At 56.0% G+C, this 24,093-nt stretch carries 28 protein-coding genes; 14 read left to right on the top strand and 14 right to left on the bottom strand.

What is annotated here, in order from left to right:
• Positions 1 to 318: 318 nt before the first annotated feature.
• Positions 319 to 1,239 (bottom strand): LysR family transcriptional regulator, encoded by a 921-nt coding sequence (locus tag ACR0DE_RS20735; protein ID WP_480437336.1) that lies wholly within the window; start codon positions 1,237 to 1,239, stop codon positions 319 to 321.
• A 115-nt stretch (positions 1,240 to 1,354) separates the two neighbouring features.
• Here ACR0DE_RS20735 and ACR0DE_RS20730 point away from each other — a divergent pair, with 115 nt between their 5' ends.
• The 5 genes from ACR0DE_RS20730 to ACR0DE_RS20710 all read left to right on the top strand — a co-directional run bounded on the left by ACR0DE_RS20730 (position 1,355) and on the right by ACR0DE_RS20710 (position 4,241).
• Positions 1,355 to 2,305, top strand: coding sequence for a glutathione S-transferase family protein (locus ACR0DE_RS20730; RefSeq protein WP_480437338.1), 951 nt, complete (start codon positions 1,355 to 1,357; stop codon positions 2,303 to 2,305).
• Positions 2,305 to 2,592, top strand: a complete 288-nt coding sequence (locus ACR0DE_RS20725) for a hypothetical protein (protein WP_480755127.1) — start codon at positions 2,305 to 2,307, stop codon at positions 2,590 to 2,592. Before ACR0DE_RS20730 ends, ACR0DE_RS20725 begins: the two co-directional genes overlap by 1 nt.
• Positions 2,577 to 3,233: a hypothetical protein gene (locus ACR0DE_RS20720; protein WP_480755125.1), complete on the top strand. Its 657-nt coding sequence runs from the start codon at positions 2,577 to 2,579 to the stop codon at positions 3,231 to 3,233. The genes ACR0DE_RS20725 and ACR0DE_RS20720 overlap by 16 nt, the downstream gene beginning before the upstream one ends.
• A gap of 39 nt (positions 3,234 to 3,272) precedes the next feature.
• Positions 3,273 to 3,650 carry a nuclear transport factor 2 family protein gene (locus ACR0DE_RS20715; protein WP_480755123.1) on the top strand — a complete coding sequence of 126 codons (378 nt, stop codon included), beginning with the start codon at positions 3,273 to 3,275 and terminating at the stop codon, positions 3,648 to 3,650.
• A 93-nt stretch (positions 3,651 to 3,743) separates the two neighbouring features.
• On the top strand, positions 3,744 to 4,241 hold the full coding sequence (locus ACR0DE_RS20710) for a DUF6653 family protein (protein ID WP_480755121.1): 498 nt from the start codon (positions 3,744 to 3,746) through the stop codon (positions 4,239 to 4,241).
• A 67-nt stretch (positions 4,242 to 4,308) separates the two neighbouring features.
• Here the strand turns inward: ACR0DE_RS20710 and ACR0DE_RS20705 are convergent, their stop codons facing one another.
• Positions 4,309 to 4,908: an HdeD family acid-resistance protein gene (locus tag ACR0DE_RS20705; RefSeq protein WP_170451070.1), complete on the bottom strand. Its 600-nt coding sequence runs from the start codon at positions 4,906 to 4,908 to the stop codon at positions 4,309 to 4,311.
• 20 nt (positions 4,909 to 4,928) lie between these two features.
• Complete coding sequence (locus tag ACR0DE_RS20700; RefSeq protein WP_170451072.1) at positions 4,929 to 5,240, bottom strand: hypothetical protein; 312 nt, start codon at positions 5,238 to 5,240, stop codon at positions 4,929 to 4,931.
• Positions 5,241 to 5,403: 163 nt separating this feature from the next.
• On the opposite strand from ACR0DE_RS20700, the gene ACR0DE_RS20695 reads away from it, so the two are divergent.
• A complete protein-coding gene (locus ACR0DE_RS20695) occupies positions 5,404 to 6,996 on the top strand; it encodes a tetratricopeptide repeat protein (protein WP_170683955.1) in 1,593 nt (530 codons plus the stop codon).
• A gap of 97 nt (positions 6,997 to 7,093) precedes the next feature.
• Entirely contained in the window at positions 7,094 to 7,324 is a 231-nt protein-coding gene (locus tag ACR0DE_RS20690) for a hypothetical protein (protein ID WP_170565561.1), read from the top strand.
• A gap of 299 nt (positions 7,325 to 7,623) precedes the next feature.
• Here ACR0DE_RS20690 and ACR0DE_RS20685 read toward each other — a convergent pair whose 3' ends face one another.
• Both ACR0DE_RS20685 and ACR0DE_RS20680 read right to left on the bottom strand, forming a co-directional pair.
• Positions 7,624 to 8,394: a VOC family protein gene (locus tag ACR0DE_RS20685; RefSeq protein ID WP_170683951.1), complete on the bottom strand. Its 771-nt coding sequence runs from the start codon at positions 8,392 to 8,394 to the stop codon at positions 7,624 to 7,626.
• Between the two features lie 383 nt (positions 8,395 to 8,777).
• Positions 8,778 to 9,203 (bottom strand): VOC family protein, encoded by a 426-nt coding sequence (locus ACR0DE_RS20680; RefSeq protein ID WP_480437349.1) that lies wholly within the window; start codon positions 9,201 to 9,203, stop codon positions 8,778 to 8,780.
• Positions 9,204 to 9,306: 103 nt separating this feature from the next.
• On the opposite strand from ACR0DE_RS20680, the gene ACR0DE_RS20675 reads away from it, so the two are divergent.
• Together ACR0DE_RS20675 and mgrA are read left to right on the top strand one after the other, a co-directional pair.
• The gene (locus ACR0DE_RS20675; RefSeq protein ID WP_170733120.1) at positions 9,307 to 9,900 is read left to right on the top strand and encodes a TetR/AcrR family transcriptional regulator; all 594 of its coding nucleotides are present in this window, start codon (positions 9,307 to 9,309) and stop codon (positions 9,898 to 9,900) included.
• Positions 9,901 to 10,220: 320 nt separating this feature from the next.
• Positions 10,221 to 11,252 (top strand): L-glyceraldehyde 3-phosphate reductase, encoded by a 1,032-nt coding sequence (gene mgrA, locus ACR0DE_RS20670; protein WP_480489078.1) that lies wholly within the window; start codon positions 10,221 to 10,223, stop codon positions 11,250 to 11,252.
• A 556-nt stretch (positions 11,253 to 11,808) separates the two neighbouring features.
• Here the strand turns inward: mgrA and ACR0DE_RS20665 are convergent.
• On the bottom strand, positions 11,809 to 12,450 hold the full coding sequence (locus ACR0DE_RS20665) for an NAD(P)-dependent oxidoreductase (protein WP_480437351.1): 642 nt from the start codon (positions 12,448 to 12,450) through the stop codon (positions 11,809 to 11,811).
• Positions 12,447 to 13,355 carry an EamA family transporter gene (locus ACR0DE_RS20660; protein WP_480437353.1) on the bottom strand — a complete coding sequence of 303 codons (909 nt, stop codon included), beginning with the start codon at positions 13,353 to 13,355 and terminating at the stop codon, positions 12,447 to 12,449. Before ACR0DE_RS20660 ends, ACR0DE_RS20665 begins: the two co-directional genes overlap by 4 nt.
• Positions 13,356 to 13,433: 78 nt before the next feature.
• Here ACR0DE_RS20660 and ACR0DE_RS20655 point away from each other — a divergent pair, with 78 nt between their 5' ends.
• From ACR0DE_RS20655 to ACR0DE_RS20645, 3 genes are all read left to right on the top strand, one after another.
• Positions 13,434 to 13,928, top strand: coding sequence for a MarR family winged helix-turn-helix transcriptional regulator (locus ACR0DE_RS20655; RefSeq protein ID WP_480437355.1), 495 nt, complete (start codon positions 13,434 to 13,436; stop codon positions 13,926 to 13,928).
• A gap of 238 nt (positions 13,929 to 14,166) precedes the next feature.
• On the top strand, positions 14,167 to 14,628 hold the full coding sequence (locus ACR0DE_RS20650; RefSeq protein ID WP_480437357.1) for a carboxymuconolactone decarboxylase family protein: 462 nt from the start codon (positions 14,167 to 14,169) through the stop codon (positions 14,626 to 14,628).
• Positions 14,625 to 15,533, top strand: coding sequence for a sigma-70 family RNA polymerase sigma factor (locus ACR0DE_RS20645; protein WP_480437359.1), 909 nt, complete (start codon positions 14,625 to 14,627; stop codon positions 15,531 to 15,533). The genes ACR0DE_RS20650 and ACR0DE_RS20645 overlap by 4 nt, the downstream gene beginning before the upstream one ends.
• A gap of 177 nt (positions 15,534 to 15,710) precedes the next feature.
• Here the strand turns inward: ACR0DE_RS20645 and ACR0DE_RS20640 are convergent, their stop codons facing one another.
• Positions 15,711 to 15,992, bottom strand: a complete 282-nt coding sequence (locus ACR0DE_RS20640; protein WP_480435970.1) for a winged helix-turn-helix transcriptional regulator — start codon at positions 15,990 to 15,992, stop codon at positions 15,711 to 15,713.
• A gap of 126 nt (positions 15,993 to 16,118) precedes the next feature.
• Here ACR0DE_RS20640 and ACR0DE_RS20635 point away from each other — a divergent pair, with 126 nt between their 5' ends.
• A complete protein-coding gene (locus tag ACR0DE_RS20635) occupies positions 16,119 to 17,039 on the top strand; it encodes an SMP-30/gluconolactonase/LRE family protein (protein ID WP_480435968.1) in 921 nt (306 codons plus the stop codon).
• Between the two features lie 14 nt (positions 17,040 to 17,053).
• Complete coding sequence (locus ACR0DE_RS20630) at positions 17,054 to 17,266, top strand: hypothetical protein (RefSeq protein ID WP_480435966.1); 213 nt, start codon at positions 17,054 to 17,056, stop codon at positions 17,264 to 17,266.
• Between the two features lie 64 nt (positions 17,267 to 17,330).
• Here ACR0DE_RS20630 and ACR0DE_RS20625 read toward each other — a convergent pair whose 3' ends face one another.
• From ACR0DE_RS20625 to ACR0DE_RS20600, 6 genes are all read right to left on the bottom strand, one after another.
• Positions 17,331 to 18,677 (bottom strand): dihydrolipoyl dehydrogenase family protein, encoded by a 1,347-nt coding sequence (locus ACR0DE_RS20625; protein ID WP_480755111.1) that lies wholly within the window; start codon positions 18,675 to 18,677, stop codon positions 17,331 to 17,333.
• A 270-nt stretch (positions 18,678 to 18,947) separates the two neighbouring features.
• A complete protein-coding gene (locus tag ACR0DE_RS20620) occupies positions 18,948 to 19,607 on the bottom strand; it encodes an FMN-dependent NADH-azoreductase (RefSeq protein ID WP_480435962.1) in 660 nt (219 codons plus the stop codon).
• A 95-nt stretch (positions 19,608 to 19,702) separates the two neighbouring features.
• Positions 19,703 to 20,974 carry an amidase family protein gene (locus ACR0DE_RS20615; protein WP_480435960.1) on the bottom strand — a complete coding sequence of 424 codons (1,272 nt, stop codon included), beginning with the start codon at positions 20,972 to 20,974 and terminating at the stop codon, positions 19,703 to 19,705.
• The gene (locus tag ACR0DE_RS20610) at positions 20,971 to 21,858 is read right to left on the bottom strand and encodes a polysaccharide deacetylase family protein (protein ID WP_480435957.1); all 888 of its coding nucleotides are present in this window, start codon (positions 21,856 to 21,858) and stop codon (positions 20,971 to 20,973) included. Before ACR0DE_RS20610 ends, ACR0DE_RS20615 begins: the two co-directional genes overlap by 4 nt.
• A 15-nt stretch (positions 21,859 to 21,873) precedes the next feature.
• The gene (locus ACR0DE_RS20605) at positions 21,874 to 23,385 is read right to left on the bottom strand and encodes an amidohydrolase family protein (protein WP_480755107.1); all 1,512 of its coding nucleotides are present in this window, start codon (positions 23,383 to 23,385) and stop codon (positions 21,874 to 21,876) included.
• Positions 23,375 to 24,058 carry a DUF1989 domain-containing protein gene (locus ACR0DE_RS20600; protein WP_480755106.1) on the bottom strand — a complete coding sequence of 228 codons (684 nt, stop codon included), beginning with the start codon at positions 24,056 to 24,058 and terminating at the stop codon, positions 23,375 to 23,377. Before ACR0DE_RS20600 ends, ACR0DE_RS20605 begins: the two co-directional genes overlap by 11 nt.
• Between the last annotated feature and the right edge of the window lie 35 nt (positions 24,059 to 24,093).

Below are 24,093 nucleotides of genomic sequence, written 5' to 3'. Positions count from 1 at the left end.
TGCACCAATCGGGTTCTGTTTTGTCGATGGTCTACTCCTATCAAAGGCTTGCTCACTCAAAAAACCGTCACTGCTATCAACATCCCGGACAATCGCCCCAGTTTCCTAACTCCAAATCTAAGAGCATCAGCCACAAAGTGCGACTTTATGAGAAGGATGGGTACGCGATCTGTGACAGGTTCGGCCCAATCCAGCCGTTCAAGAATATCCGACTCTGCACTACAGCATTCCCCGAAGAAGACATTGCCGGACTGCCCCGCACTTTGGGTGTTCTTGGTCGGTCCAGGTTTAATGTTAGAGTATCATCGGCCCTTGTCCCTAAAGCGGACCTGCATCCAAATCCCAATAGGGTGCGTCGTGCCCGATGCGTTCCACGACGAAATCCAAAAACGCGCGAACTTTCGCTGGCATGTGCTTTCGTTCAGGGAAGACTGCGTACAGCGCCTGTTCAGGCAGGCGATATTCGGGCAGCACCCTGACCAGACGGCCACTGGTCAAGTGGGCTCCGGCAATAAAGGTCGGCAGGCGACCAATACCAAGACCGTCAAGCAGCACGGTGCACAGGGCTTCGCTGTTGTTCACGCGCAGATCACCAGATGTCTGAACGCGCATGTCACCCGCGGGCCCGGTTAAGCGCCATTCCGAAGGGTCGCGCGAATAGGCGTAGTGAAGGCAGGAATGCGCCAGAAGATCCTCAGGTGATTCTGGCGTTCCGGACTGCGCAAGATAGTCCGGCGCAGCGACAATCACGCCGTGGATCGGGGCGAGTTTGCGTGCGATCAGGGCCGAGTTCGGCAACGTTCCGGCGCGTAAGGCCACGTCGATGCCACCTTCGACGAGATCGACAAATTTGTCATCCATCGTCAGGTCAATTCTGATCCCCGGATATTGCCTGAGGAATGCAGCAATCATAGGCGCAACATGCAGCTGTCCAAAGGACATGGGTGTACTGAGCCTTAGTAATCCAACCGGTTGCCCCTGCAACGCCGCAACTGCGTCTTCGGCGTCCTGCGCTGCGCCAAGCGCCTGCGCCGCGTGGGCCAGATAGATTTCGCCCGCCTCGGTAAGGGAAATGGACCGCGTCGACCGATGAAAGAGCTGCGTTCCCAGATGGGCCTCCAGCACGCCGATCCGCTTGCTGACCGCTGATTTTGTAAGGCCCAGATGCCGGGCGGCGGCTGCGAACCCGCCTTGGTTCGCCACAGCAACAAAAACGGGGATAGCGCCAATTTCAGTCATGTTTAAGTTCCTTTGGGCGAGTTTTTCTCGCCTATAAGTTTCCGTATCACACGATTATCATCGAAATAAAAGGTAAATAGGTTGTGGGCATGTCCTGTTAACGCCGGAGGCTGACATGCCCAAGATGCTCATCAAAGGAACACTGCGTGATAAACCGCCGGCCTCGGACGGCCGTTTTCACCGCCTGCAAAGCCCATTCAGGAGCCACATCAGCGCGCAGCCGGGCACCCCTTTCCCGAATACGGCGGGCCGGTATCACCTCTACTTGTCCAAAGCCTGCCCCTGGTGTAACGGCGTCGATCTGGTTCTGACTTTGAAGGCCCTGCGCGATGCGTTCAGCATCACCTGGATGGATCCGATCATGTCGGAAAACGGCTGGGTCATCGACCAGACCCTGTTCAACGACCAAAGCGGTGTCGAACGCACCCGCTTCCTTTACGAAGTCTATCAGCACGCCAAGCCGGATTACACGGGCCCGATCAGCGTGCCTGTGCTGCTGGACAAAGTGACGGACCGGATCGTCAGCACCGAGTCGGCCGAGATCATGCGCATGCTTCAGACGGCGTTTCCCGATGCCGCGGGACCCGATCTTCGCCCGTCCCATCTTTGCGACGAAATCGACCGGATCGCCGAACAAATTCAGTCACCGATCCGCGAAGGCGTCTATCGCGCCGGGTTTGCAACCAGCCAGATCGCGTATGGCGAGGCCGTAACGGCGCTCTTTGCCTGCCTCGACGCGATTGAAGAAACGCTTGGCCAACGCCGGTTCCTAGCCGGAGACGTGCTGACAGAGGTTGACCTGAAGCTGTTTCCGACACTTCTGCGGTTTGACCCGGTCTATGTGACCCACTTCAAGACCGACTACAAACGCATCAGCGACTATGTTGCCCTGTCCCGCTATCTGGCCGACATCATGCGGTTGCCGGGCGTGGCTGACACTGTGGACATGGCCCATATCCGTCAGCACTACTTCCTCAGCCATCGGCACATCAACCCCAGCAGAATTATCCCGATCGGCCCGGCTTCTCTGCGCTTAACCGATGTGCCGGAAATGGGGGCCGCGTGATGCCTGATATTGTCAGAAGATCCCCTGTATCCGCGCTGATCTTGGCCATCGGTGTCCTGGTGGGGGTCAGTTTCACTTTGTCCAAATTCGTCTCGATGGCAGGAATATCAGCTCTGACCGCTTTGTTCTGGCAGGTTTTGCTGGCCAGCATCGCGCTGTTGGCGTTGTGTTTGCTGTCGCAGAAGCGCGTGGCGCTCAACGCGCGGCACATTCCCTATAATGTCGGCGCCGGAGTTTTCGGTGTCAGCGGCCCCGCTGTGATGGGTTTCTGGTGCTGGAGCATGTGAGCCTTGGGTTCTATTCCGCCCTCGTCACGCTGTCACCGCTGTTTACCTTTGCGATAACGGCACTGATCGCGCGCAGGATGCTGCCGTTGCACCGCCTGGTTGGTATTCTGATCGGCCTTGCCGGGGTCAGCCTTGCCACCATGGGTGGGTTTGACCTGTCGGGAGTCGAGCCGGCGTGGATTGCCCTGTCGCTTTTGGGGCCCTTGTTTCTGGCCTGCGGCAACGTCTTTCGCAGTTATGCCTACCCGCCCGGCGGCGATCCGTTGGGGCTGGTGACCGGAACGCTTCTGTCACAGCTGTTGCTGATTTCCGCCCTAATACTGGGACGCGGCACCACAATCAGCGACGTCTCGGTGCCCCCTGCCCTGCTTGGCGCAATCTTCGGCATCGGATCCATCACTGCGCTCAGCTATGCGCTGACCTTCGAAGTACAGCGGCGCACGGATGGCGTTGGGTTCGCCCAGGTCGGCTATTTTGCCACGCTTTCCGGCATCGCAATCGGGGCAATTGTCTTTCGGGAACCTCTTGGCCTTGGGCTGCTGGGGTCCCTCGCAATCCTGTTCCTTGGGCTAGCCGTCACCAACGGTCACCTGAAACTCCCGCCGGTCCTGCACCGTCGGTCACAGGCCAACCAGACTTAGACCCACCGATAACTTTTAAACAGAAAAGGAAACCAAAACATGCAAATCACTGCCCCCACCACAGCGGCCCACGCGCCCCGGATCGCATCCCTTTACACCGCTGTTGACGCGCTGGACGAAGCCGGCGTTGTCGAGCATGTCACCGAAGACGTGCAGTTCCAGCTTGGCAATTTCGAACAGATTGACGGGCGCACAGCCGTGCAAGCCGCGAACGCAGGGTTCTTTGCCACGATCCAGGGTATGCAACATACCATCACCGGCATCTGGTCCAGCGGCGATACTGCGTTCTGCGACGGCACCGTTCACTATACGCGCAAGGACCAAAGCACGCACGACGTGCGCTTTGCTGCACGGTTCAACTTTCGCGAGGACAGGACCGCGGATTACCGGGTGTATGTGGATATCTCCGGTCTTTGATGCCTTTGGCCAGGGCTGCGCGCGTTGCCTGCCGCTCTGGCCGACACGGGCAGAAACGGCCATAATTGCGATCCAGCTTCGGAAGAGGGTTCGATGACCGATCGCAGCATTCTGGAACAGCTCATGACGATGTCCGACGACGTCTGGGACCGGCACACCAACCCTTGGAGCGGCTGGAGCTGCCTGAGCATCCCGCCCCTGTTCGTACTGGCCGTCTGGAGCCGGGTTTGGCTGGGCTGGTGGTGCCTTGTTCCGGTCGTTGTTGTTGTATTCTGGACATGGTGGAACCCCCGCGCCTTCCGCAAAACGGGCAATCCGGAAAACTGGATGTCCAAAGGTGTACTTGGGGAACGGATCTGGCTTGCGCGCGCGAAATCGCCGATCCCTGCAAGGCACCGCCGGATGACTCTTATTCTGGCCGCAGTCAGCGCGGTCGGAATCGGCCCCTTGGTCTGGGGGCTTTGGCAGCTTCAATTCTGGCCGACGCTTCTGGGGTTGCTGCTGGTTATGGGTGGGAAGCTGTGGTTTCTGGACCGCATGGTCTGGCTGTTTGAAGACACTCGGGCATCAAGCACCTGGCAAGGAAAATAGCGGCGCTGTGAAAACGGAAAGCAGGAGCATCAGATGCCCCTGCCATTCCGGGTCTGCCAGGACACGCTTAAGCTTGTGGACCCCCATGCGCCGAGGACCGCTGCGACAGCCCCAAAGACATCAGGGACACACCGGCGAAAATCAGGTTCAGGCCGGCAAGAACCCCCAGCAGAACAAGGGACGAGCCATTGACGATACCGGTCAGGATCAGGCCGCCAAGCAGGATGGCCATCGCGCCGGACGCAATCATCAGCGCCATGGGCCGCTCCTGACGCGACCGAATGGCAATTACGATCCGCAACACACCTTCGGCCAGAAAAACCGCGCCAAGCGCAAGGGTCAGTGCCAGAACGCCGCCGAACGGATCAAGCAACAGAACAAGCCCCGCAAGCGCGTTCAGAACACCGATGGCCAACAGCCAGAAGAACCCTTTCCACGCCTTTTCCGCAAATGCCTGAATCGCTGTGACGATGCCTCCGCCCAGCAGGGCCACGCCGACAAAGGCTTCGACAGCGAGCGTGGACATCAGCGGGAAGGCTACGGCGCACAGCCCTACACAGAGCATGGCGACGCCGAGCACAATCAGCCAGACCGGTCGAGGCTGCCAACCGGCGACCTCTTCCATGAGCGCGGGTTTCGGCACGGTTTCATTAACTGAATCAGTCATGTCGACCTCCAGGATCAGGGTCAAGCGACCGACTTGTCGAGATGATCGCGATAGGCGGCAACGGCGGCGTGCAAGGCTTCCCAATGGTTCTTCGCCTGATCATGCGCGTCCGTCACAGCGTCTTCGCCTTCTTTCTGGATGCGATCGGCAAGGTCAGTGACCTTGTCTTTTGCTTCCTGCAGATCGGATTGCAGCTTTGTCACCTGCTCCTGGGTCCACTTGTCGGTCGCGTCGCCCGCGTCCTTGACCTTCTGTTCGAACGATTTCAGCTCGTCCTCGACACGGGTATAGTCGTCTTTGGCTTTCTGTACGAATTCGGAAAATGTTGTCATGGTTCAGTCCTTTCATGGGTCATATGTTTGCTGGGCTCTTTTGAGCGCCATGGCCCAGACCCTCGCAGATCCACGGCCCGCATCCGAGTGAGTCACGGTTAAACCGTCGCGCTGTCTTGTGGCGCTGCTCGTCATCGGACAAAGTTGAGCGACGGAGGGAAACATGCTTGCCGAAGTAAGCTCTGCCATCGATCCAAGCGCTATTCAGGAACAGTTGAAGCGCGTCCTCGTCAGTCCGCATTTCGCGGATACCACGCGCCTGAACCGCTTTCTGTCGCATATTGTCGGCGAAGCGCTAGCGGGTCGGTCCGAGACGCTGAAAGGCTATGCAATCGGCATTGACGTTTTCGACAAGCCCGAGGATTTCGACCCCACCATCGACACGATCGTTCGGGTTCAGGCCAATAAAATGCGCAGCCGGCTGGATCTCTATTACGCTCAGGAAGGGCGCGAGGACCCGGTTCGAATACATATTCCCAAGGGGTCCTACGCCCCGGTTTTTGAGATCGCGTTTGACCCCGAACGCCGGACCGATGCCGAAACGCCCCCGGCGGCAACCGGACGGGTCGCGGTGGCCGTGATGCCTTTTGACAACTTGAGCGGAGACCCGTCGCAGGAATATCTGGCCGATGGGTTTACCGAGGAAATCATCTCGGCCATCGCCCGGTTTCGCGAGGTGAGCGTGCTGTCCCGGCACGTCACCTTTCGCTTTCGCGGCCGCGGCCGCGATCCGCGCGCGGTCGGAAGCGAACTCGACGTCCAATATCTGGTCGAAGGCAGCGTGCGACATTGGGACAACAAGCTGCGCGTCACCGCCCAGCTTATTGACGCGGAAACCGGCCAACAGGTTTCCGCGGACACTTATGACCGCGACCTGAGCGCGGACAGCCTATTTGAAATTCAGGACGATATCGCCGCCCGGATCGCCACGGAAATCGCGGAACCCCACGGAGTGATCCATCGAACAGGTGCAGTGCAGCGCAGGGCACAGACGCACACGCTGGATGCCTATCAGTGCAGGTTGCTGGCCACCGAATACTGGCGTGAACCCACGGTTAAAAAACACAAGAAGGTCCGCGACCTGCTGGAGCGCGCGGTTGAGATTGATCCCGAATATGCCGGCGCCTGGGGGATGCTCGCGATTGTGTACGGCGACGAACTGCGCGGCGGGTTCAATTTTCGCAAGTCCCCCCCGCCCTTTGATCGCGCGCTGGAGGCCGCACAGCGGTCGGTCGCTCTGGATCCGCTGAACGCAACCGGCCAGCACGCGTTGTTTTTGACCCATTTTCATCGTGGAGAGTTCGAAAGCTTTGAAGAAGCGGCCGCTAAAGCATTGCGGGCCAATCCGAATTATCCAGACATGTTGGCCGATCTGGCGGCCTGCTTTGCGTTGCGCGGCGATCTTGAACAGGCCGCGAGACTGAGCGCCCGCGCGATCGAGCTGAGCCCCAACCCGCCCGGCTGGTACCACGCAAGCACGTTCCTGATCTGTTTCATGAAAGATGATTACAGCGGCGCGCGTTCAGCGGCGCGCAAAGTCGGTGGTGGCATGTGGAATGGTTCTGAAGTGCTTGAGCTTATGTGCATCCCTTACACGGAACCGGACGCCGACCTGGATTCAACCCTGTTGGCCCTGAAGACCAACATTCCCGATGTTGACCGTTTTATCCAGACGCTCTACGCGATCTGGCATGTGCCATCTGACATCTCACAGAAAATGACTGAGGCGCTGCGCGCAACCGGGGCGCTGGACTGAGGTCCGGCCGTCAGGAATTTAACGGTGACTCACTCTGCCCGTTCGACCACTGTGCGTAGGCTGGTCCTGACATCGCAAACAGACCCGGAACCAACCAATGCTAACTCTGCCTCAGCGCCTTGATCTGATGAAACTTGCGACGGATATCGCAAAAACCAAGGCCAGCTGGTCCGAAGAAAAGCCGACCAAACTGGAAGAGGAAATCCTATCCATTTATGAGAGGCTCAGGCCAAGTGTCGAAAGCGGCAGCGCCTTTGAGAACACCAGCATGTCTGATGTGAAAACCGCCGTTGACGTCGCCTCGACCATCGACGGATTTCTGGAATAGCCGGTCCTTGTTTTCAAGGCCAAACAATGCCGTTTCGCATCAGGATGTTGCGTGCTCACAATTCTAACAACTATCAAGTGCAATCGCCCCGACCCGAACCTCAAGTATGGTTCTCGCACACTTCGCTAGCAGCGCGCTTTCCTGCCTTCGCTGCGATTGTGAAAACTGGCGCTAAATGTATTATCTCTAACGGGGCAAAGTGGAATTGGGTTACACTTGTACTAAAGTCAGATTTGAGATTTTTGACCCACTTGAGGATGCCGTTATAGACAATAGACTGCGAACCTTGCGACCGAGCATCAATTCTGGACGACACAGCACAATGCCCCAGTTGCATCGCATACCAGACCCTTCTCAAAAGTATTTTTATTTTTCTGATGACGAGCAAGCACGGAACCTGAGCCTGAGTTGATCTTGCTGAGCGCGTTTTCGAGAAAGTCGACGCGAACACCCGGCGCCCACGCCACGTTGTTGTTGGGAACTGCAGGTTCCGCTGCACATATCGCCAACACTTCGTCTTTTAGACTAATTGGTCTCTGTGACGAAGGTACGTTTCTAGCAGGTGAGAGATTCCATCCGAACATTTGGTGGTAGAAGTTGTCCGGGAATGCGCCGCCGCGAGATAGGTAGTGTTCGTGCGTAAACTGACGAGCGGGGACAGGATAGTCGTGACGCAAAACTGATATACCGAAGAATGCGCCAAGCGGATCACGTAAGAGGCAGTTCCGGCCAACCCCCGGAACTTCAAAGGGAGGTTTCACTACTGATCCTTCAAGCTTGACGGCGAGTTTGGCGGCCTGATCTACATCTTCGACTTCAACATAAGGAATCCACCCTTCAAAGAGCACCTGATTTTGAGAAACGACCCCGGCCCCTGCCTCTCCATCGAGAGTTGCGAGGACAAAATCTCGATGGCCGCCGCCCCATGCGAAATCTGTGGCGTGTTCGACAATATAGCTCCAACCTGCCACGCTTTCGTAAAATGACCTGGAAGCTTCCACATCAGGCGTGAAAAGATCGTGCCAGACAACTCGGCCAACTTTTTCTTTTGTCACCGCGACTTCATCCAAACTGTTTCCGTTCGCCATAACTCTCGTTTGCGGTCCAAATATTGATGCAGATCAATTTGCGCGGTTCTGGTCCGTGAAGTCACTCAATTCAGTGGCTCCGTTGGCGGTCAGCCATTCTGCAAATTTACCCATAGCATCCGTTGCGGGGCGATCCGAAGGCTAGGCGAAGCAGTATTTACCAGCGTTAACGGCTTCACTGAAGGGTTGTATCAGGCGGCCGAGTTCGGTTTAGCGTTCGAACAAGGGCACAGATAACAAGGCCGCCCCAGTATCAAAGGTGGCCAACTCGGCAAGGGTCACTGATCTGTCCAGAATTGGTCGCTTTACACGCGGGCAAATCGTTCCAACTGCTTCGAACCAACCTGGCCATCCGGCACCACGAATTACGACGGTACCGCGTCGGCTGCATATTGAGACAGGAATTCCTCTGAGGGTGGGATCTGAGTGATAACATCAATCAGTACCCCGTTTGGATCGCGATATATCGCATGGCGTTGGCCAAACGGCTCGCTCACAAGTGACTTTGCCACCGGAACTCCTTCCGACCGAAGTCGTTCATCCACTTTGTCGACATCCTCGACTTCAAAATTAAGGATCATGCCCGTAGACGCACCGCGGGAAATCTCCGGGATCGTCTCGTGGTCCGACTGGACGATCGCGAGGTTGACCGACGAATCCACTTCACTTTGTAGATGCACATACCAATCCGCCTCGAATGCCGAGCGGAAGCCAAAGTGACGTTTGTAGAACTTTGCCGTCTCAGAAACCGTTTCAGACTGAATGACCGGATAATATTGAGTGACACGCATTTTTGATCTCCCTAACTTACATGCACTTTGTATGTATCATAGATTTGCAAATACATGCAAGATGTATGTAAGGTGCTTGTAGTGATATTCGGAGCCGCTAGATTTGCCCACAGAAAAACCCGCCCGACGCAGCCAGGCAGACCGACGCGCCGAAACGCGTGCCAAACTCGTAGAAGCTGCCCGAGAACTGTTTGTGAATTCGGGATTTGCCGATACTGCAACCCCAGACATCGTGCGTAGGGCCAGCGTAACCCGCGGCGCGCTGTATCATCATTTCAAGGACAAGGCTGACCTTTTCCGCGCCGTCGCAGAAGAGGAGGCCAAAGCAATCTCACACCATATTGACCAGGAAACGCGCAATGTGGCCGATCCCGAACAGGCCATGGTGACAGGATCGAATGCCTTTTTTGATGCGATGTTGGTTCCAGGTCGGGTGCGCCTCCTGATGGAAGAGGCCCCAGCGGTATTAGGGCACAGCACCGCTGTCGCGTTGACCCGGGCCAATGGAACAGAGGAACTTCGTGAAGGGCTTTCGCGGGCTCTTCCTAAGCATTCACCAAAACAGATCGATGCTTTGACTAATTTGTTGTCGGCCGCGTTTGATCGCGCCGCTCTTGAGATCGCCTATGGGGGCGATCCGGAGGTCTACAAGGAGGTTATGAACCATTTGATTGGTGAAGTACTCAAGGGCAACTAGCAGACCTCGGAAGCCCCGCAGTATGGGTCCCTACCCTTTCTTCCGTGAGTTACTCGGCCCAGAGCCGACATCCAACCCGCCATATTGATGCTGCGGTTTCAGCCCGCATTGCAGACTTTCGCGGCGTCTATGCGGCGGTACCGAACGCAATCGATTAAACCGTAAGACATTGGTGCTGGAGTAAGACTAACCATAAACACCCATCTAGGACGCGCAGAATCTCGTGTCGATCTTACCGGAGTTGATCCGTTTGACAGGCCCAACATTCCATTGATTATAAGCGCATGACCAAAGCTCAACGACCACCAAAGCCAAAACCCATTCCTTACACCCCGGAGCCGAACCGCTATGAGCGAATGGTTTATCGGCGATGTGGGCGGTCGGGTGTGAAGCTTCCTGTTGTCAGCTTGGGCCTGTGGCATAATTTCGGTGCGGACTCGACGCACGAAAACAAGCGAGCAATGTGTCGGACCGCATTCGACCATGGGATCACTCATTTTGATCTGGCGAACAACTACGGTCCACCACCCGGATCGGCAGAAGAGGCATTTGGCGAAATCCTAAGAACTGATTTCGCGGGCTACAGGGATGAATTGATCATTTCCTCCAAAGCAGGCTACGACATGTGGCCGGGACCCTACGGAGAATGGGGGTCGCGCAAGTACATGATCGCGTCCTGTGACCAATCACTCGCGCGCATGGGGCTTGATTACGTCGACATCTTTTATTCCCACCGCTTTGACCCCGACACGCCGCTCGAAGAGACGATGGGCGCGTTGGATCATATCGTACGGTCGGGTCGCGCGCTCTACGCAGGTATCTCGAGCTACAACTCCCAACGCACACGCGAGGCGGTGAAGATTCTCAACGACCTTGGCACACCTTGCCTGATTCACCAGCCTTCTTACAATCTGCTCAACCGTTGGGTGGAGCGGGACGGTTTGCTCGATACCCTGAACGATCTTGGGGTAGGATCGATTGCGTTCACGCCGCTGGCACAAGGCATTCTAACGTCAAAGTACCTGCGCGATATTCCGGATGGCAGCCGTGCTACACAAGGGAAGTCGCTACTTGATGGCATGATCAACGAGCGATCTCTGGCAAGTGTGCGTGCTCTGAACGACATGGCTGAGGCACGCGGGCAAACTCTGGCGCAAATGGCCCTGGCCTGGGTGTTAAGGGGCGGACGCGTAACGACCGCGCTTATTGGTGCGTCCCGGCCGGGTCAGATCGTAGATTGCGCAGGCGTAGTCGATAACCTCGCCTTCAGTGATGAAGAGTTGGCAAGGATCGATGCAATCAGTTCGGAAGAAGATATCAATTTGTGGGCTCGGTCGTCAGAAACAGAATGACCAATCTTATAATTGCTAAAACCCGAGAGCATTTGGAACTTGAGGCCATTGGCGGCTGCAGCTTCTGCAGCTCGGATAAATAACTATCAAGACTAACGGCCCAAACCAGTCGTTGACTACCACACTCGGCCGTTGCGGTCGCAGCCCGCTTTCCCAACATTCGCCGCGAGTGCGAAATCGATGGCCATCTAAACCCACAGCCGGCACATCAAAGCCGTCATTCGCCCGTGAGTTTTGTCGTCGCGAACTCTGCAATCCTCTCAACTGTTCCATCTGAAAACTAGCCAGAAGAAAATTCGCCAAAAGGGTCTGCGCAGGAAATTGACTATCGATGAAATCCTTAACCTTACAATGCCCATTGCCTTTGTGCCTGCAGTCCTAACGGTTGATCCCGTCGGCCCGCGTAAGCACGCTGTAAAGCGGAGAGCGTATTCGACAAAATGTCGCTCAGGTTGTTCGTTTTCGTAAGGTCGCGTGAGGAGACTGCATTTGGAAAAACACGCCGCTTGCAAACTGCAGACGGCGGGCTCTCCCTAAACGACTAGGTATTCGCGTTTCAATAGCCTACGGTAAAGGCGGCGCGTAAAAACTTGGCCGATTGAGCCTCATCGACAATTGCCACAGCAAAATCTTCCATGGAAATTTTTGAGTTACCGGCGTCATCGACAATCAGGTTATCTGTGTCGGTTCTGAAGACACCCAGGCGCTCACCGGGCTGCAATAATGCGGATGGGCTGGCATAGGTCCAGTTTGCCGAGGCATCGGATGAACAGAGTTCCCACTGTGCCATGGATGCACGCGCGGTTGGAACAATGCTCTCGGGCAGAAAGTCGGGATCTGTCAAGACGGTGTGTGGGCTACCATCGGGTAGATGCAGACGCGCGGCACCGCCGACAATGATCACCCGAAGATCGGCAATGGATGCGGCGTCCAGAATGGAACGGGTCAGAGCAACGACTTCGCCCTCACGCCCGGCTGGTGCGCGCACAGCGCTTACGGCCAGATCCTGACCAGCCATTGCCGCGGCCAAAGCCGCAGGGTCCGCAGCATCCGCAACAATCGGCTTGGCGCCTTTGGGCAGGTTTTCGATCCCTGCCTCGTTTCGAACTGCCGCGGTAACGTCATGGCCACGCGAGATCGCCTCAGTCACGACACGAGAACCGACGTCGCCAGTTGCACCAAATACGACAAGTTTCATGAGCATTCTCCTTTTGGATTGAGGTGTGAATGGGCAGTTTCTGAAAGAACGGGAGGGCTGATACGCCCGGCACGTTGCCCAAGCCAGATTGCCATGAGCACCACTCCGGCTCCGGCGATCTGGGTGGGCGTCAGAGCCTGGCCAAGAAGCATCCAGCCAATAACGACTGCGGAAAGCGGGCTGAGAAAACCAAGGGCTGAAACGGCACCGGGCTCGATCCGGGAAACACCTCGGAACCATAAGATGTATGTCAGCGCAGCCCCGATCAGAGTGAGATAGACGATTCCGGTGAAAATTTGCGAATTCAACGGCGGAAGCGCAGGCTCAAACAGATATGCCAGCGGCATCAGCAACAGCCCCCCTGCCGAAAGCTGCCAGGCCGCCAAGGTCAAAAGGGGCACGGGGGCTTGCCACTTCCGGGTCAGAACTGTGCCAGCTCCCATGGAGACTGCGCCGCCGATACCTGCGAGTAACCCAATCGGATCAAGTGAAACCCCCGAACCAAGAACAAGAAGTCCAACCCCAAAGATACCGATCAGAGCCGCGATCACCGCAGATACCTTGACCGTCGTACCAATCAGCATCGCAGCCAAGAATACGACAATCAAAGGCTGAACCGCCCCAACCGTTGCGGCTACACCACCAGGCAGCCGGTACGCCGCCACAAATAGCAATGTCCAGAACACGGTGAAATTGAGCGCACCAAGAACGAAAGCGCGTATCCACCAGATACCCTGCGGCAGTTGCCGGGCCAGAACGAGCAATAGCAGGCCAGCAGGCAGCGCACGCAGGGCAGCCATTGTGATTGGATACCCAGCAGGAAGGAATTCAGTCGTAACGTAATACGTGCTGCCCCAGACCAGCGGCGCGATGGCAGTGAGCGCGATGTCGACATGATGTTTCATGAGGGGTCTCCATATATCTTGACGTCAAGATATCTTGTATTCTCTTGACGTCAAGATAAATCTTCGCAATATGTTTCTATGGACCACATCGATCGTATCATTTCTCAATGGAACAAAGCCCGACCCGACCTCGATGTGGGACCGATGGAAACGATTGGGCGTCTTTCCCGCCTGGCGGCTCAGCTCAGAAAAGAGATGGACAAAACCTGGAAGGTCTACGGGCTCAACCTCGCCAGCTTTGATGTACTGGCGACCCTGCGCAGGTCCGGAAAGCCTGAAGGCCTGTCGCCGGGGGAATTGCTTGACCTGACCATGGTGACATCGGGGACAATGACCAACCGGATTGACCAGCTCGTCAAGGCAGGCTTGGTCGAGCGCGTGCCAAATCCTGAAGACAAACGCGGCTTCTTGATCCGATTGACGAGGGACGGGTTCTCAAAAATCGAAAATGCCGTCTCAGATCACGTTAAAACTCAACATCGGCTTATGAACGGTTTATCGCCCGAGCAGCGCGATAACTTGAATGGACTGCTTAAAGCACTGGGCGAGGCGGTTGACGAAGATACGGAATAAATACTGATAAATTAAGCGCCTCCCAAGAAACCATCACATTTTCAGAACATGGCGCACTTTGGAAACGGGGCACCTGCAGTCGAGTAAAGCATTCGCGAAACACTGGTGAACATTGCGCAACTCGATTGAAATATAACTGTCCACCCTACGTAATAAAAACTGATTTGTTGCGCACCCATGTCACAAACTCCACGTCTGCCGCGTCCTGTTTCTATACACCCGAATACAGGAGCAGCTCATGCAATCCCGTCTCAACCACTTCGCCGTTGCCCCGCAACTGATGCAGCCAATGCTCGACATGGAGGAATGCCTCAAAACATCCGGCCTTGAGCACAGTCTAATCGAGTTGGTAAAATTGCGCGTGTCGCAGATCAATGGCTGCGCTTTCTGCATCCACATGCACACCCATGACGCGCGTGCGCAGGGGGAGAGTGAAGACAGGCTTCACTTGCTGAATGCTTGGCGCGAGTCGTCTCTTTATTCCGAGCGTGAATCTGCCGCTCTTGCCTGGGCCGAAGCGCTGACCCGTATCGAACAGAATGGTGCACCGGATCACATCTATAAAGTGATGGCCTCTCAGTTTTCAGACCAGGAAAAGATCGCCCTGACGTTGGTGGTGACAACGATCAACGCATGGAACCGCATTGCTATTGGCTTTGCAACGCCACATCCTGCCGCCAAGGAGGCCTCGGCTGCATGAGTCACAAGACTTCACTCGTCAACGGCCAGACATTTGTCGATCTGCGACCGCGCTTGTTCGCGGTCGCCTATCGAATGCTGGGCACCGTTAGTGACGCAGAGGATGTAGTACAGGACGCATTTTTGCGTTGGCAGAAGGTTGATCATAACAGTGTGCGGGACGCGACTGGGTTTCTGATCCGGACGGTCACGCGGTTATGTCTCGATCACATGCGGGCCGCACATACTCGACGCGAAGCATATCCCGGCGAGTGGTTGCCTGAACCACTAATCACAGATGAGGTCACCGAGCGACTGGACCGTGACGTCTCAGTGGCACTCCTACTGGCGCTGGAGCGGCTGACACCTCTCGAGCGGGCAGCATTTCTGCTCCACGATGTGTTCGAGCAATCATATGACGAGCTCGCATCGGCACTGGAACGCACACCTGAATCCTGCCGCCAGCTTGTCAGCCGAGCGCGGAAACATGTGCAGCGCAGCAAACCTCGAACACAGGTTGAGCCGCAACAAGGCGAAGCCATCGCCAAGGCATTTTTCATGGCCGCCAAAAGCGGCGACACCGACGTTCTTACCAAATTGCTTGCGCAAGACGTAAGATTTGTTTCGGATGGCGGCGGCAAAGTGCTGGCGACACTCAATCCGATTTTGGGACGAGACAAGGTGGTGCGGCTATTGTCTGGGCTGGCGCGTAAATACTCCGATCAACCTGTCCAGCAATGGCAATTCTGCCGCCTGAACAATCTGCCATCGATCCTCAGCCATGAAGCGAGCGGCCTTTTGCAAACGATGTCGTTGGAGATCGAATACGACGTGATTACCGCTGTTTACGTTGTTCGCAATCCGGAAAAGACACGTCATCTGTCGTTCGACGAACACACGCCCATTAGTGGCGGCCTATCTGACTAGGATGACTACATACGAAGAAAACACCGGCCCACACCTGACATTGGTCGGAGCCAGTTATCGCTGCGTTGCGGCCCGTCAAAGGAGACTTTCGCTGCAACTACGAGATTTGGTCGCCGACGAACTGACATCCTGCGGACAAACCGAACTTTCAATCAATGATTCTGAACGTCCGCTCTCCTATTCCTGAGCGTGTAGGTGTTTCGCCCATTCCTTACTGAAGTCTCCGAGTGGGCAGAGATGATCATAGAGGTGTTTTCCCAGATCAGTCGACGCATATCCTTCGGCAACGCGGTGAACAAATCCCGCCGCTTGAAGCTCTTTCAGTCGGGTGTTTAGTGCCGCAGGTGAGATTGTTTCGCATTCCTCTTGCAGCTTTCGGAATGTGCATGGGCCAGTCTCGCTCAGCGTCCAAAGGACTCCCATAGCCCAATGCCGTCCAAGCAGGTCGAACAGAGCCATTATGGGCGCGCCGCTTTTTGAACCACGGACAGGCTTACCTGGTATCGGTATCTTGGTCACTTGCTATACTTTCTGTAGCGCACTATATTGCTATGTAATTTGTAGCGATTCGAGCCAGTATTGCCAATGACCAAGACAGACACATACGAAATCCGTGATGATCGGTTCAGACGCAGCATCAAACTGGATGAGCCGATCGAGAAAATCTGGAAAGGCGGTAAATGGACAGAAGGACCGGTGTATTCTCCGACGTTCAGATGCCTGATCTGGAGCGACATTCCCAACGATCGACGGCTCCGCTGGGACGAACTGACCGGAGCAGTCGGAGACATCCGCTCAGGCCTCGGATGCTACACGAATGGCTCAACGCTCGACCGGCAAGGGCGGATCGTGGCTTGTGAGCATGGGACGCGCAGTGTCACCCGGATTGAGCATGATGGGTCGGTTACGACTCTGGCCAGTCATTTCGAGGGAAAGCGGTTCAACAGCCCCAACGATGTTGTGGTCCGATCAGATGACACGATCTGGTTCAGTGACCCGGCCTACGGGATAGAGTCTGACTACGAAGGGTTTCAGGCAGACCCAGAGCTTGACGGTGAACATGTCTATCGTCTCGATCCGGCCACCGGCGATGTCACACAAGTGACTACTGACTTCGCCTGTCCGAATGGACTTGCATTTTCGCTAGACGAGCAAACGCTGTATATCGCTGACAGTGGTGGCACGCGTTACGCAAGCGGAGAGCATCATATCCGGGCGTTCTCCGTTAGTGCAGACGGCAAGCTCTCAGGTGGGGATGTCTTTGCTGAATGCGAAGAAGGCGTCTTTGACGGATTTCGGCTCGATACCCAAGGCCGTATCTGGACGAGCGCAAAGGACGGCGTTCATTGTTACCATGCGGATGGCACGCTGCTGGGCAAGATTTTCGTCCCAGAAGAGGTCTCGAATGTTTGCTTTGGCGGACCGAAACGCAATCGCCTGTTCATTACCGCCTCCACAAGCGTATATGCGGTCCTCCTGCCAACAACCGGCGCTTTGCTGTTCTGATGGCAGAGGCTACTATGCTGAAGGCCTTAACGGGCCGCGCGTTTCGTCTTGTCCAAGGCTCACAATTGAGAGTTACCAATACCTTCGGCTCTCAGGTAATCGACGCGCGGGTGTTCATGGCTGATGACATCGACCTAACTGCGTTCTGGGCCAGCAAGGCAATACGGTATCCGTCCCGTGCAAACCGGCGGGCAACCGATGCTCGGTTCCGTCACCGACACCTGTAATCAGACAGTCTTTATCGTTCATGGCGGCTCTCCTTTGGGAAGGATCAGCTTGTATCAAGCTGCTCTAAATCAAGGATTTCATATCCGCAGCGAATGTCGGAAACGCATAAAGCGAGGACTTGAGATCGCTGGCAGAGATGCTGTGACGCATGGCCATGGCAAAGAGATGGATCAGTTCGTCACCGTGATGGCCCAGAATATGAGCACCCAGAACTTGATCGGTACTCTTGTCGACTAAAACCTTGGACCAGGCTGCTGTTTCCGCATAGGTCTTGGTGGAAAACCAACCGGACATATCAGAAACCGTAACTGAGACATCGAGACCCTTTTCCCGCGCTTCGGCTTCGTTCAGGCCAACGGTGCTGAGCGCTGGAACGGTGTAGACGGCGCTGGGGATCACGCTGTAATCCGGCCTTTTTGTTGGTCCATGCACGATGTTGTGGCCGACAATCTGACCCTCATACGTTGCGATGGGAGAAAGTTGAGCGGAGCTGGTGACAGCATCGCCCGCAACCCAGACTGAAGAGTTGGAGGTGGACCGCATCGTATCGTCGATCAGAATGCGCAGTCCGTCATGCTCGACACCGGCGGCATCGAGGTTAAGCCCGTCGATATTGGCGACGCGGCCTGCGCCGTTGACGACGCGCTCGGCCAAAAGACTTTGATTTCTCCCGTCATGTTCGAATTCAACGCGCAACCCGTCGGCAGTCTTCTCGATTGCCGTCACCGATACTCCGGTTTTGACCGCTACGCCCAGCCGTTCGGTTTCCGCTTGCAGAGCCGAGACGGCGTCGCTGTCCATACGTGGCAGCAACTGTGGCAACGCTTCAAGGATTATCACCCGCACACCGGCTCGTGCGAAGACGTGACCGAACTCCATGGCAATGACGCCGCCGCCAATGAAGACAACTTCTTTCGTTAGTGTCGCATCGGACAGAACCTCGTCGGACGTGATCATGTGCTCGCTGCCGGGAATAGGCAGAGGCCTTGGCTTCGATCCTGTTGCGATAACGATGTCCTTGCCATGAATAATCTGACCGTCGACCTCAACCTCGTTCGGCCCGACAAAACGCGCAATGCCTCGAAAGACATCCCCGCGTTTTTCGGCCAGAGCCTGCATGGCTTCAGGGATGAAACCAATCAGATTCTTCTCTCGCTCGATCAGTTTCGCCCAATTGAGCTTTGGCTTGCTGACTTCGATCCCGTGGATGGGCGCTTGTTCGATCTCGTGCATTGCATAGGCAGCTGCCACAAGAACTTTTTTTGGCGTGCAGCCGCGATTGGGGCAGGTCCCGCCAAAATCGCGCGCTTCGATAAAGGCAATGGATTTTCCGGCTTCATGTGCCACGGATGAAACACCGAACCCTGCATTGCCCCCACCAATAATGATCACATCATATGACTCGCGCATATTGTTACTCCTCTCGTTCTAATTTCCGATTGCGGATCTTTGTCTATGGAGATCACATGGCGGAACCGAAACTTTCGGTGTGGATCTGCTCGGCGGGAACGCCTTGGCTTTCCAGGTCAGCCTGCACGTCGCCCATGAAACTGACTGGTACGCACAAAAAGTAATGCGCGTCAGGTTTTTCGATCAGTCGAGCAAGCAACGCTCCGGTGACGCGTCCCCGGGAATTGTAGTCGTGGCCATAGACATCTCCAGTTGCCGGTCTGCTAACGGTTAGGCAAGCTCACGCGCAATATGACGTGCCTGGGCCTGAGCTGAGGCAACCGAAGCTTTGTGACGCTCATCGGCGAATTCCTGATACTCGGCCGCAGCTTCGAACATGCGTTCTGCGCCCAGGTACTTGCGCAATGTGTTGATATGCGCAGAAAGGTGACCCGAGTCATTGCGAATGCCACCGTCCTCAAAGCCGAATTCGCCAGCCGATGTCAGCAGCACCAGTGTTTTGCCGGACATGATCGGTTCCAGAGGGAAGTCACCCCGCGCTAAATCAAACGTAAATGTCTTGTTGATCCGGATGATCTGATCAAACCAAGCCTTCAGGGCTGCGGGCATGCCGTAGTTGTACATGGGCGTCGAAATCAGCAGGATGTCGGCGCGGTCGAGTTCGTCAATCAGCGTATCAGACAAACTGACCAAGAGGCTCTGTTCAGGAGTGCGTTCCTCGTCCGGTGTAAAGACGGACGCGATCCAATCGTTGGAAATGAAATCCGGCGGGGTCATTCCGACGTCACGCAAAATAATTTCGACGTCCGGATCAACCGTTTTCCATTCTTCCACGAAACTGTCCGCCAAAGCGCGAGAAATGGAGTTATAGGCCGCAACAGGGTTGTCGGTGCCCCGCACGCTGGCGTCAATTCTCAGGATTGTGGTCATCTTGTCACCCAGTCAGTTTGCAATGATCCATTCAAAGGTGAAGCCAGAGACGCACAGGTACAAATGAAGAGAATTCTGAATAGAGTGAACTGACCTCAGCCATCTCTAATCGTTGAAAAAATCTTCTCCAGATGAGACGCCGTCGCAAGCACATCCGCGTCCCTGTTTGCGCCGCCGCTCAAGGATAGGCTGACCCCCGGTCTCCGTTCTCCAAATGGAATGGAAATTGTAGGGGCATTGAGGAAAGCGGCTTTCATCGATACCGACAGGATACGGGCGTTTTCCCGTGCAAAGACCCCTTTATCGCGGGTCACGGCCTGAACAGATGGCGGGTACGACGGCAATGTCGGATAAAGCAGCATCTTCCCTGCCAGTTCCCTGCCAAAGTCTGAGATGAGTGCCCGCCGGATTTCCAGCAATGCCTGCAGATCTGTGTCAAGGATTGAAGCCGCCTGAGTAAGGCGATCCTGCACATTTGGGTCCAGTCTGGCCTGCTGATCTCCGACCAGATTTGACAGAAGACGAAAGGCTTCGGCACTCACCAGCGTTCCATAGGTTTGGAAGACCTCCGTGACACGAGTAAAACTTCGGATATCAACCCTTTCCAATTCGACGCCATACTCGGACATATGCTGCTGGGCCTGTTCGTACATAGCCTTAATTTCCGGGGTAAATCCCACCAGGGCATCCTCCCTCAGGCACAGAATATGACGGCAGGCGTGCCCGGTTTCTTTGCAATCCGACAAAACGCGATCTACAGCGCAAATCTGACTGACGTTTAAGGCGAGTGAGCCTGGCGTATCCAAGGAAGGTGCCAGAGGTAAAATCCCGGCGCTTTCATAGCGGTTCATAGTTGGGCGAAACCCCACCAGGCCCTGACAGGCGGCCGGAATGCGCACGGAGCCGGAGGTGTCTGTGCCCAGGGCGATGTCGGCCAAGCCCAAGGCAACGGCTGACGCCGATCCGCTCGAGGACCCTCCGGGCACAAGTGTGCTATCCAACGCATTCAAAGGGGTGCCGAATTGCGGATTAACTCCGAGCCCCGAGAAGGCGAACTCCGACATGTTCACATGGCCCAATACGACCGCGCCCGCAGAACGCAGCCTGGCCACGATCGGGGCGTCGGTGTCTGCTGGTTGAGGATCGATGGCCAAAGATCCCGCATGGCGTCGGAGCCATTGCACGTCGATATTGGCCTTCACTGCAAGAAACTGGCCGTCCAACGGGCCAAGCAGCTTCCCCGCGGCCTGTCGCGCGGCGGCGGATCGGACATCCTGCAACACTCTATCTGGCGCAACGCCAAGGAATACCTCGCGCTGCGCGTCGAGCGAAGCCAGGAAGTCGCGCGCGCGTTGAAGGACATTCATGTCGTCAGGACCGGAGCCTTGTAATAGGGCAGTTCTTCAACCCGTACGCTTTGCCGGTCTGCCTCATATTGCGTCCGCACGTGCTGCGCGATCTCTCCTAGAGTGGCGAACCAGACGTCACCCCTGTTCAAGATGGTTTCCATCCAGTCTTCCACCTGCCGCCACCGCGCCAACCGCCCGGTCAGGAAGGGATGCCAAATACCGATCCAGAAGCCACCTTCTTCGTATTGGGCTTCGAATTCCTCCCAAAATGGGGTCAGCCCGGCGCGTGGCCCGGCGACGGGCATCATGTAGCCAATCTCCTCAAAATGGGCGAATTGCGGCCAGTCGTCGGTCCCCCAATGCGGTGGAAGTTCGACCAAAGTCCGCCCGCCGGATCGCATGAGATATGGCACATCATCCGCCATCAGCGAACTGTCATAGTCGAATTCATGCTTGTTCAGCAGGTCGATGACGGCTTGCGTCACATTGTAAACCGGTGCGCGATAACCTTTTGGCACATTGCCCAGAACCCGCTTGTGCGACTCCAGCGCGCGTTCAAACCAATAGGCTTGTTCAGACGCGCTGTGGTTTGTCGGGGCTTCGTGCAAATAGCCATGATGGCCGATTTCATGACCATCTTTCAAGATGGCTTGCATAGCATCTGGATATTGCTCCACGACCCATCCGGGTGCGAAAAAGGACTGTTTCAGTCCGAGGCGTTTGTAGGTTTCTAGAATCCGAGGGATGGCAACCGTCGGCCCGTAGCGCCCCATGGAGATCGGATAGAGGCGATCATGCCCGTCGACCGGCTTTGCGATATGGATCAGGCTGTCCGCATCGATATCAAAGGTGATCGCACAGGCGCATCGCGCGCCGTTTGGCCAGATTATTTTCTTCTGCATGGTTTTGCTCCTCTGTCACAATTGCGGGGCGTTGTTCGTCAGCCAATCGTCATACCAGCGCTGCAATGCGGATTTGACGGCGGCATATTCACTGTCGCTCAGCCTTTGATCAGCGGCGCGCTGCATGCAGTCGGTGATGTTTTGAAGAATTGTCTTTTCGTCGCACTTTTTGGCTTCGCCGTGCGAAACGGCCAGTTGTCCGCCGGTGAAGACGCTATGGATATCCGTGGATTTTGCCGAGCTGACCAACAGCTCAACCGGATCAATGCCAGGGTTTAACCAGGGACCTTCAAGACGGTCCAGGCGCAGGATCACAAAGTCGGCGCGTTTGCCGACGGACAGGCTTCCGATGCTGTGATCCATACCCATCAAACGCGCGCCACCTAAAGTGGCCATGTCGAAAACATCCTTCGCGGTCAGGCTAGGGTTCGCCCGATCACTTGACCAATAAAGGCTTTGCGCCAGACGCATTTCGGCGAACATATCGTCATCGCCTGCCAGGCTGGTCCCATCCATCCCCAGTGCGAGGTTGATGCCCATCCGCTTCATCAATGCCGCGGGTGCAATGCCGGACCGCAGCCGCAAATTGGAGCTGGGATTGCAGACAATATGCGCGCGCGCCTCGGCCACTCGCGCCAGATCTTTTTCGTCCGCCCAGACCATATGCGCCAAGGACAAGCCGTCAGTGAGCAGGCCAGCTTCGCCCAATTCTGCGATGGCAGCCTGAAAACTCCAGGCTGTAGCCGACAGGTGCTGCAGCCGAGACTCCTCGGCATGGGTGTGTACGCGCTGGCCGCTTTCACAGACCTCCCTGGCGATGTCGCGAAGAATCTCTCGGCCCGTCCAATGCGGTGCCGTGGGGCCAAACCACACATCAGCGCATTCAGAAGCCGCGTATTCGCCATGCATCCGGGACAGAAGCCGCACAAAGCTTTGCGGTTCAATACGCGTACGCGCAACGTGCTGGCGTTGCAGTTTACATCGCAGAACCTCGGGCAAGGTGGTCAGAAACGACTGGCTTTGCCCATATGGATGCACAAGCTGGTTGTGCCATCTCTCGCCCGGCGCGATGGCACAGGACAGGCCAAGCCCATTATATACGGCGATTTTGCCCCTTATCTTCGCTTCGGCAATGGCCGCTGTCTGACCCGCGGTGCAGGCATCCACAACAGCCGTTACCCCATTCTTCAGCAAGCGCATTGCCGCGTATTCGGTGGCGAGGCGCGGCGCAATGTCGGCTGCGCCAGCGGAGGCGAAAATCCAAGGCTCTAACAGGTCATCCCGTATCCCTTGGTTGATCAGGTTCACCCCATAACAATGGTGATGAGCATTCACAAACCCGGGCAGGATCGCCGTGTTTGTGTCTGAGTGCACCCTTGCGCTGGGATAACGTGACTTTAATATTGCCTGAGGCGCCAAGCCACCTATTCTGCCGTCTAGAACATAAAGAGCGAAGTCGTTGTGACTGTGGAAGGCATCTTCGATGATCCAACGGGCAGAAAATATGTCGCCGCCATCATCCGTCATGAACAACAAATTCCAGCGCGCTGGGTTTGCCTTCGTCTCCGTTGACTGGAGTGATATCTTGCGGGCAGGCCGACATCACGGCGTAGACTGGCATCTCAGCTTTGAATGTCATGTTATCCCCCGCGTTTGACACTGGCGCAGCCCAGGCAAGGCTGCCATCGGGGTGAATTGGTACGTTCATCCACAGATTGAAGGGCGCTGGCACATGCGGTGCTTTTTTCCCGATAGCAAGCAAGGCCTGCCTCAAGTTGTCGGCGCAATTGTCGTGGTAATCAGTGACGCCCAATTGCTTGTACCGGTTGGCATCGCAAGCGGCGACCGTTGTGTCATGAACACCCGGTGATGTGTCTTGGGTCAGCGTCAGAAGAGGATTGCGCAGATTGCTGACCAACGTGTCACCGACCTTTGGGAAAACAGACAGAAGATCCGTATGCACATGCGGCATAGACAAATATTCTTGCAGCTCTGCCGCATTGAACGCCCAAAAATCGCAGACTTGCCAGCCGGTCGGATTGGTGATGGTCAACGTCTGCCCGGCTGTCAAATGCACCGCGACACCGCAACGTGCTGGCACTGTATACCGTTTTGCAATGACCGGGACGCCGTCGGCAGAGACCGCGCTGTCCAGAGTTTGATTGAAACCATCGGGTTGGGAAGGGTCAAAACATTGCATGCGCAAAAACTCCTGATTAGGGGTTTAGAAACGCA

The organism is Ruegeria sp. C10 (assembly GCF_056537805.1).
This window is presented reverse-complemented; position numbering and strand designations above follow the sequence as displayed.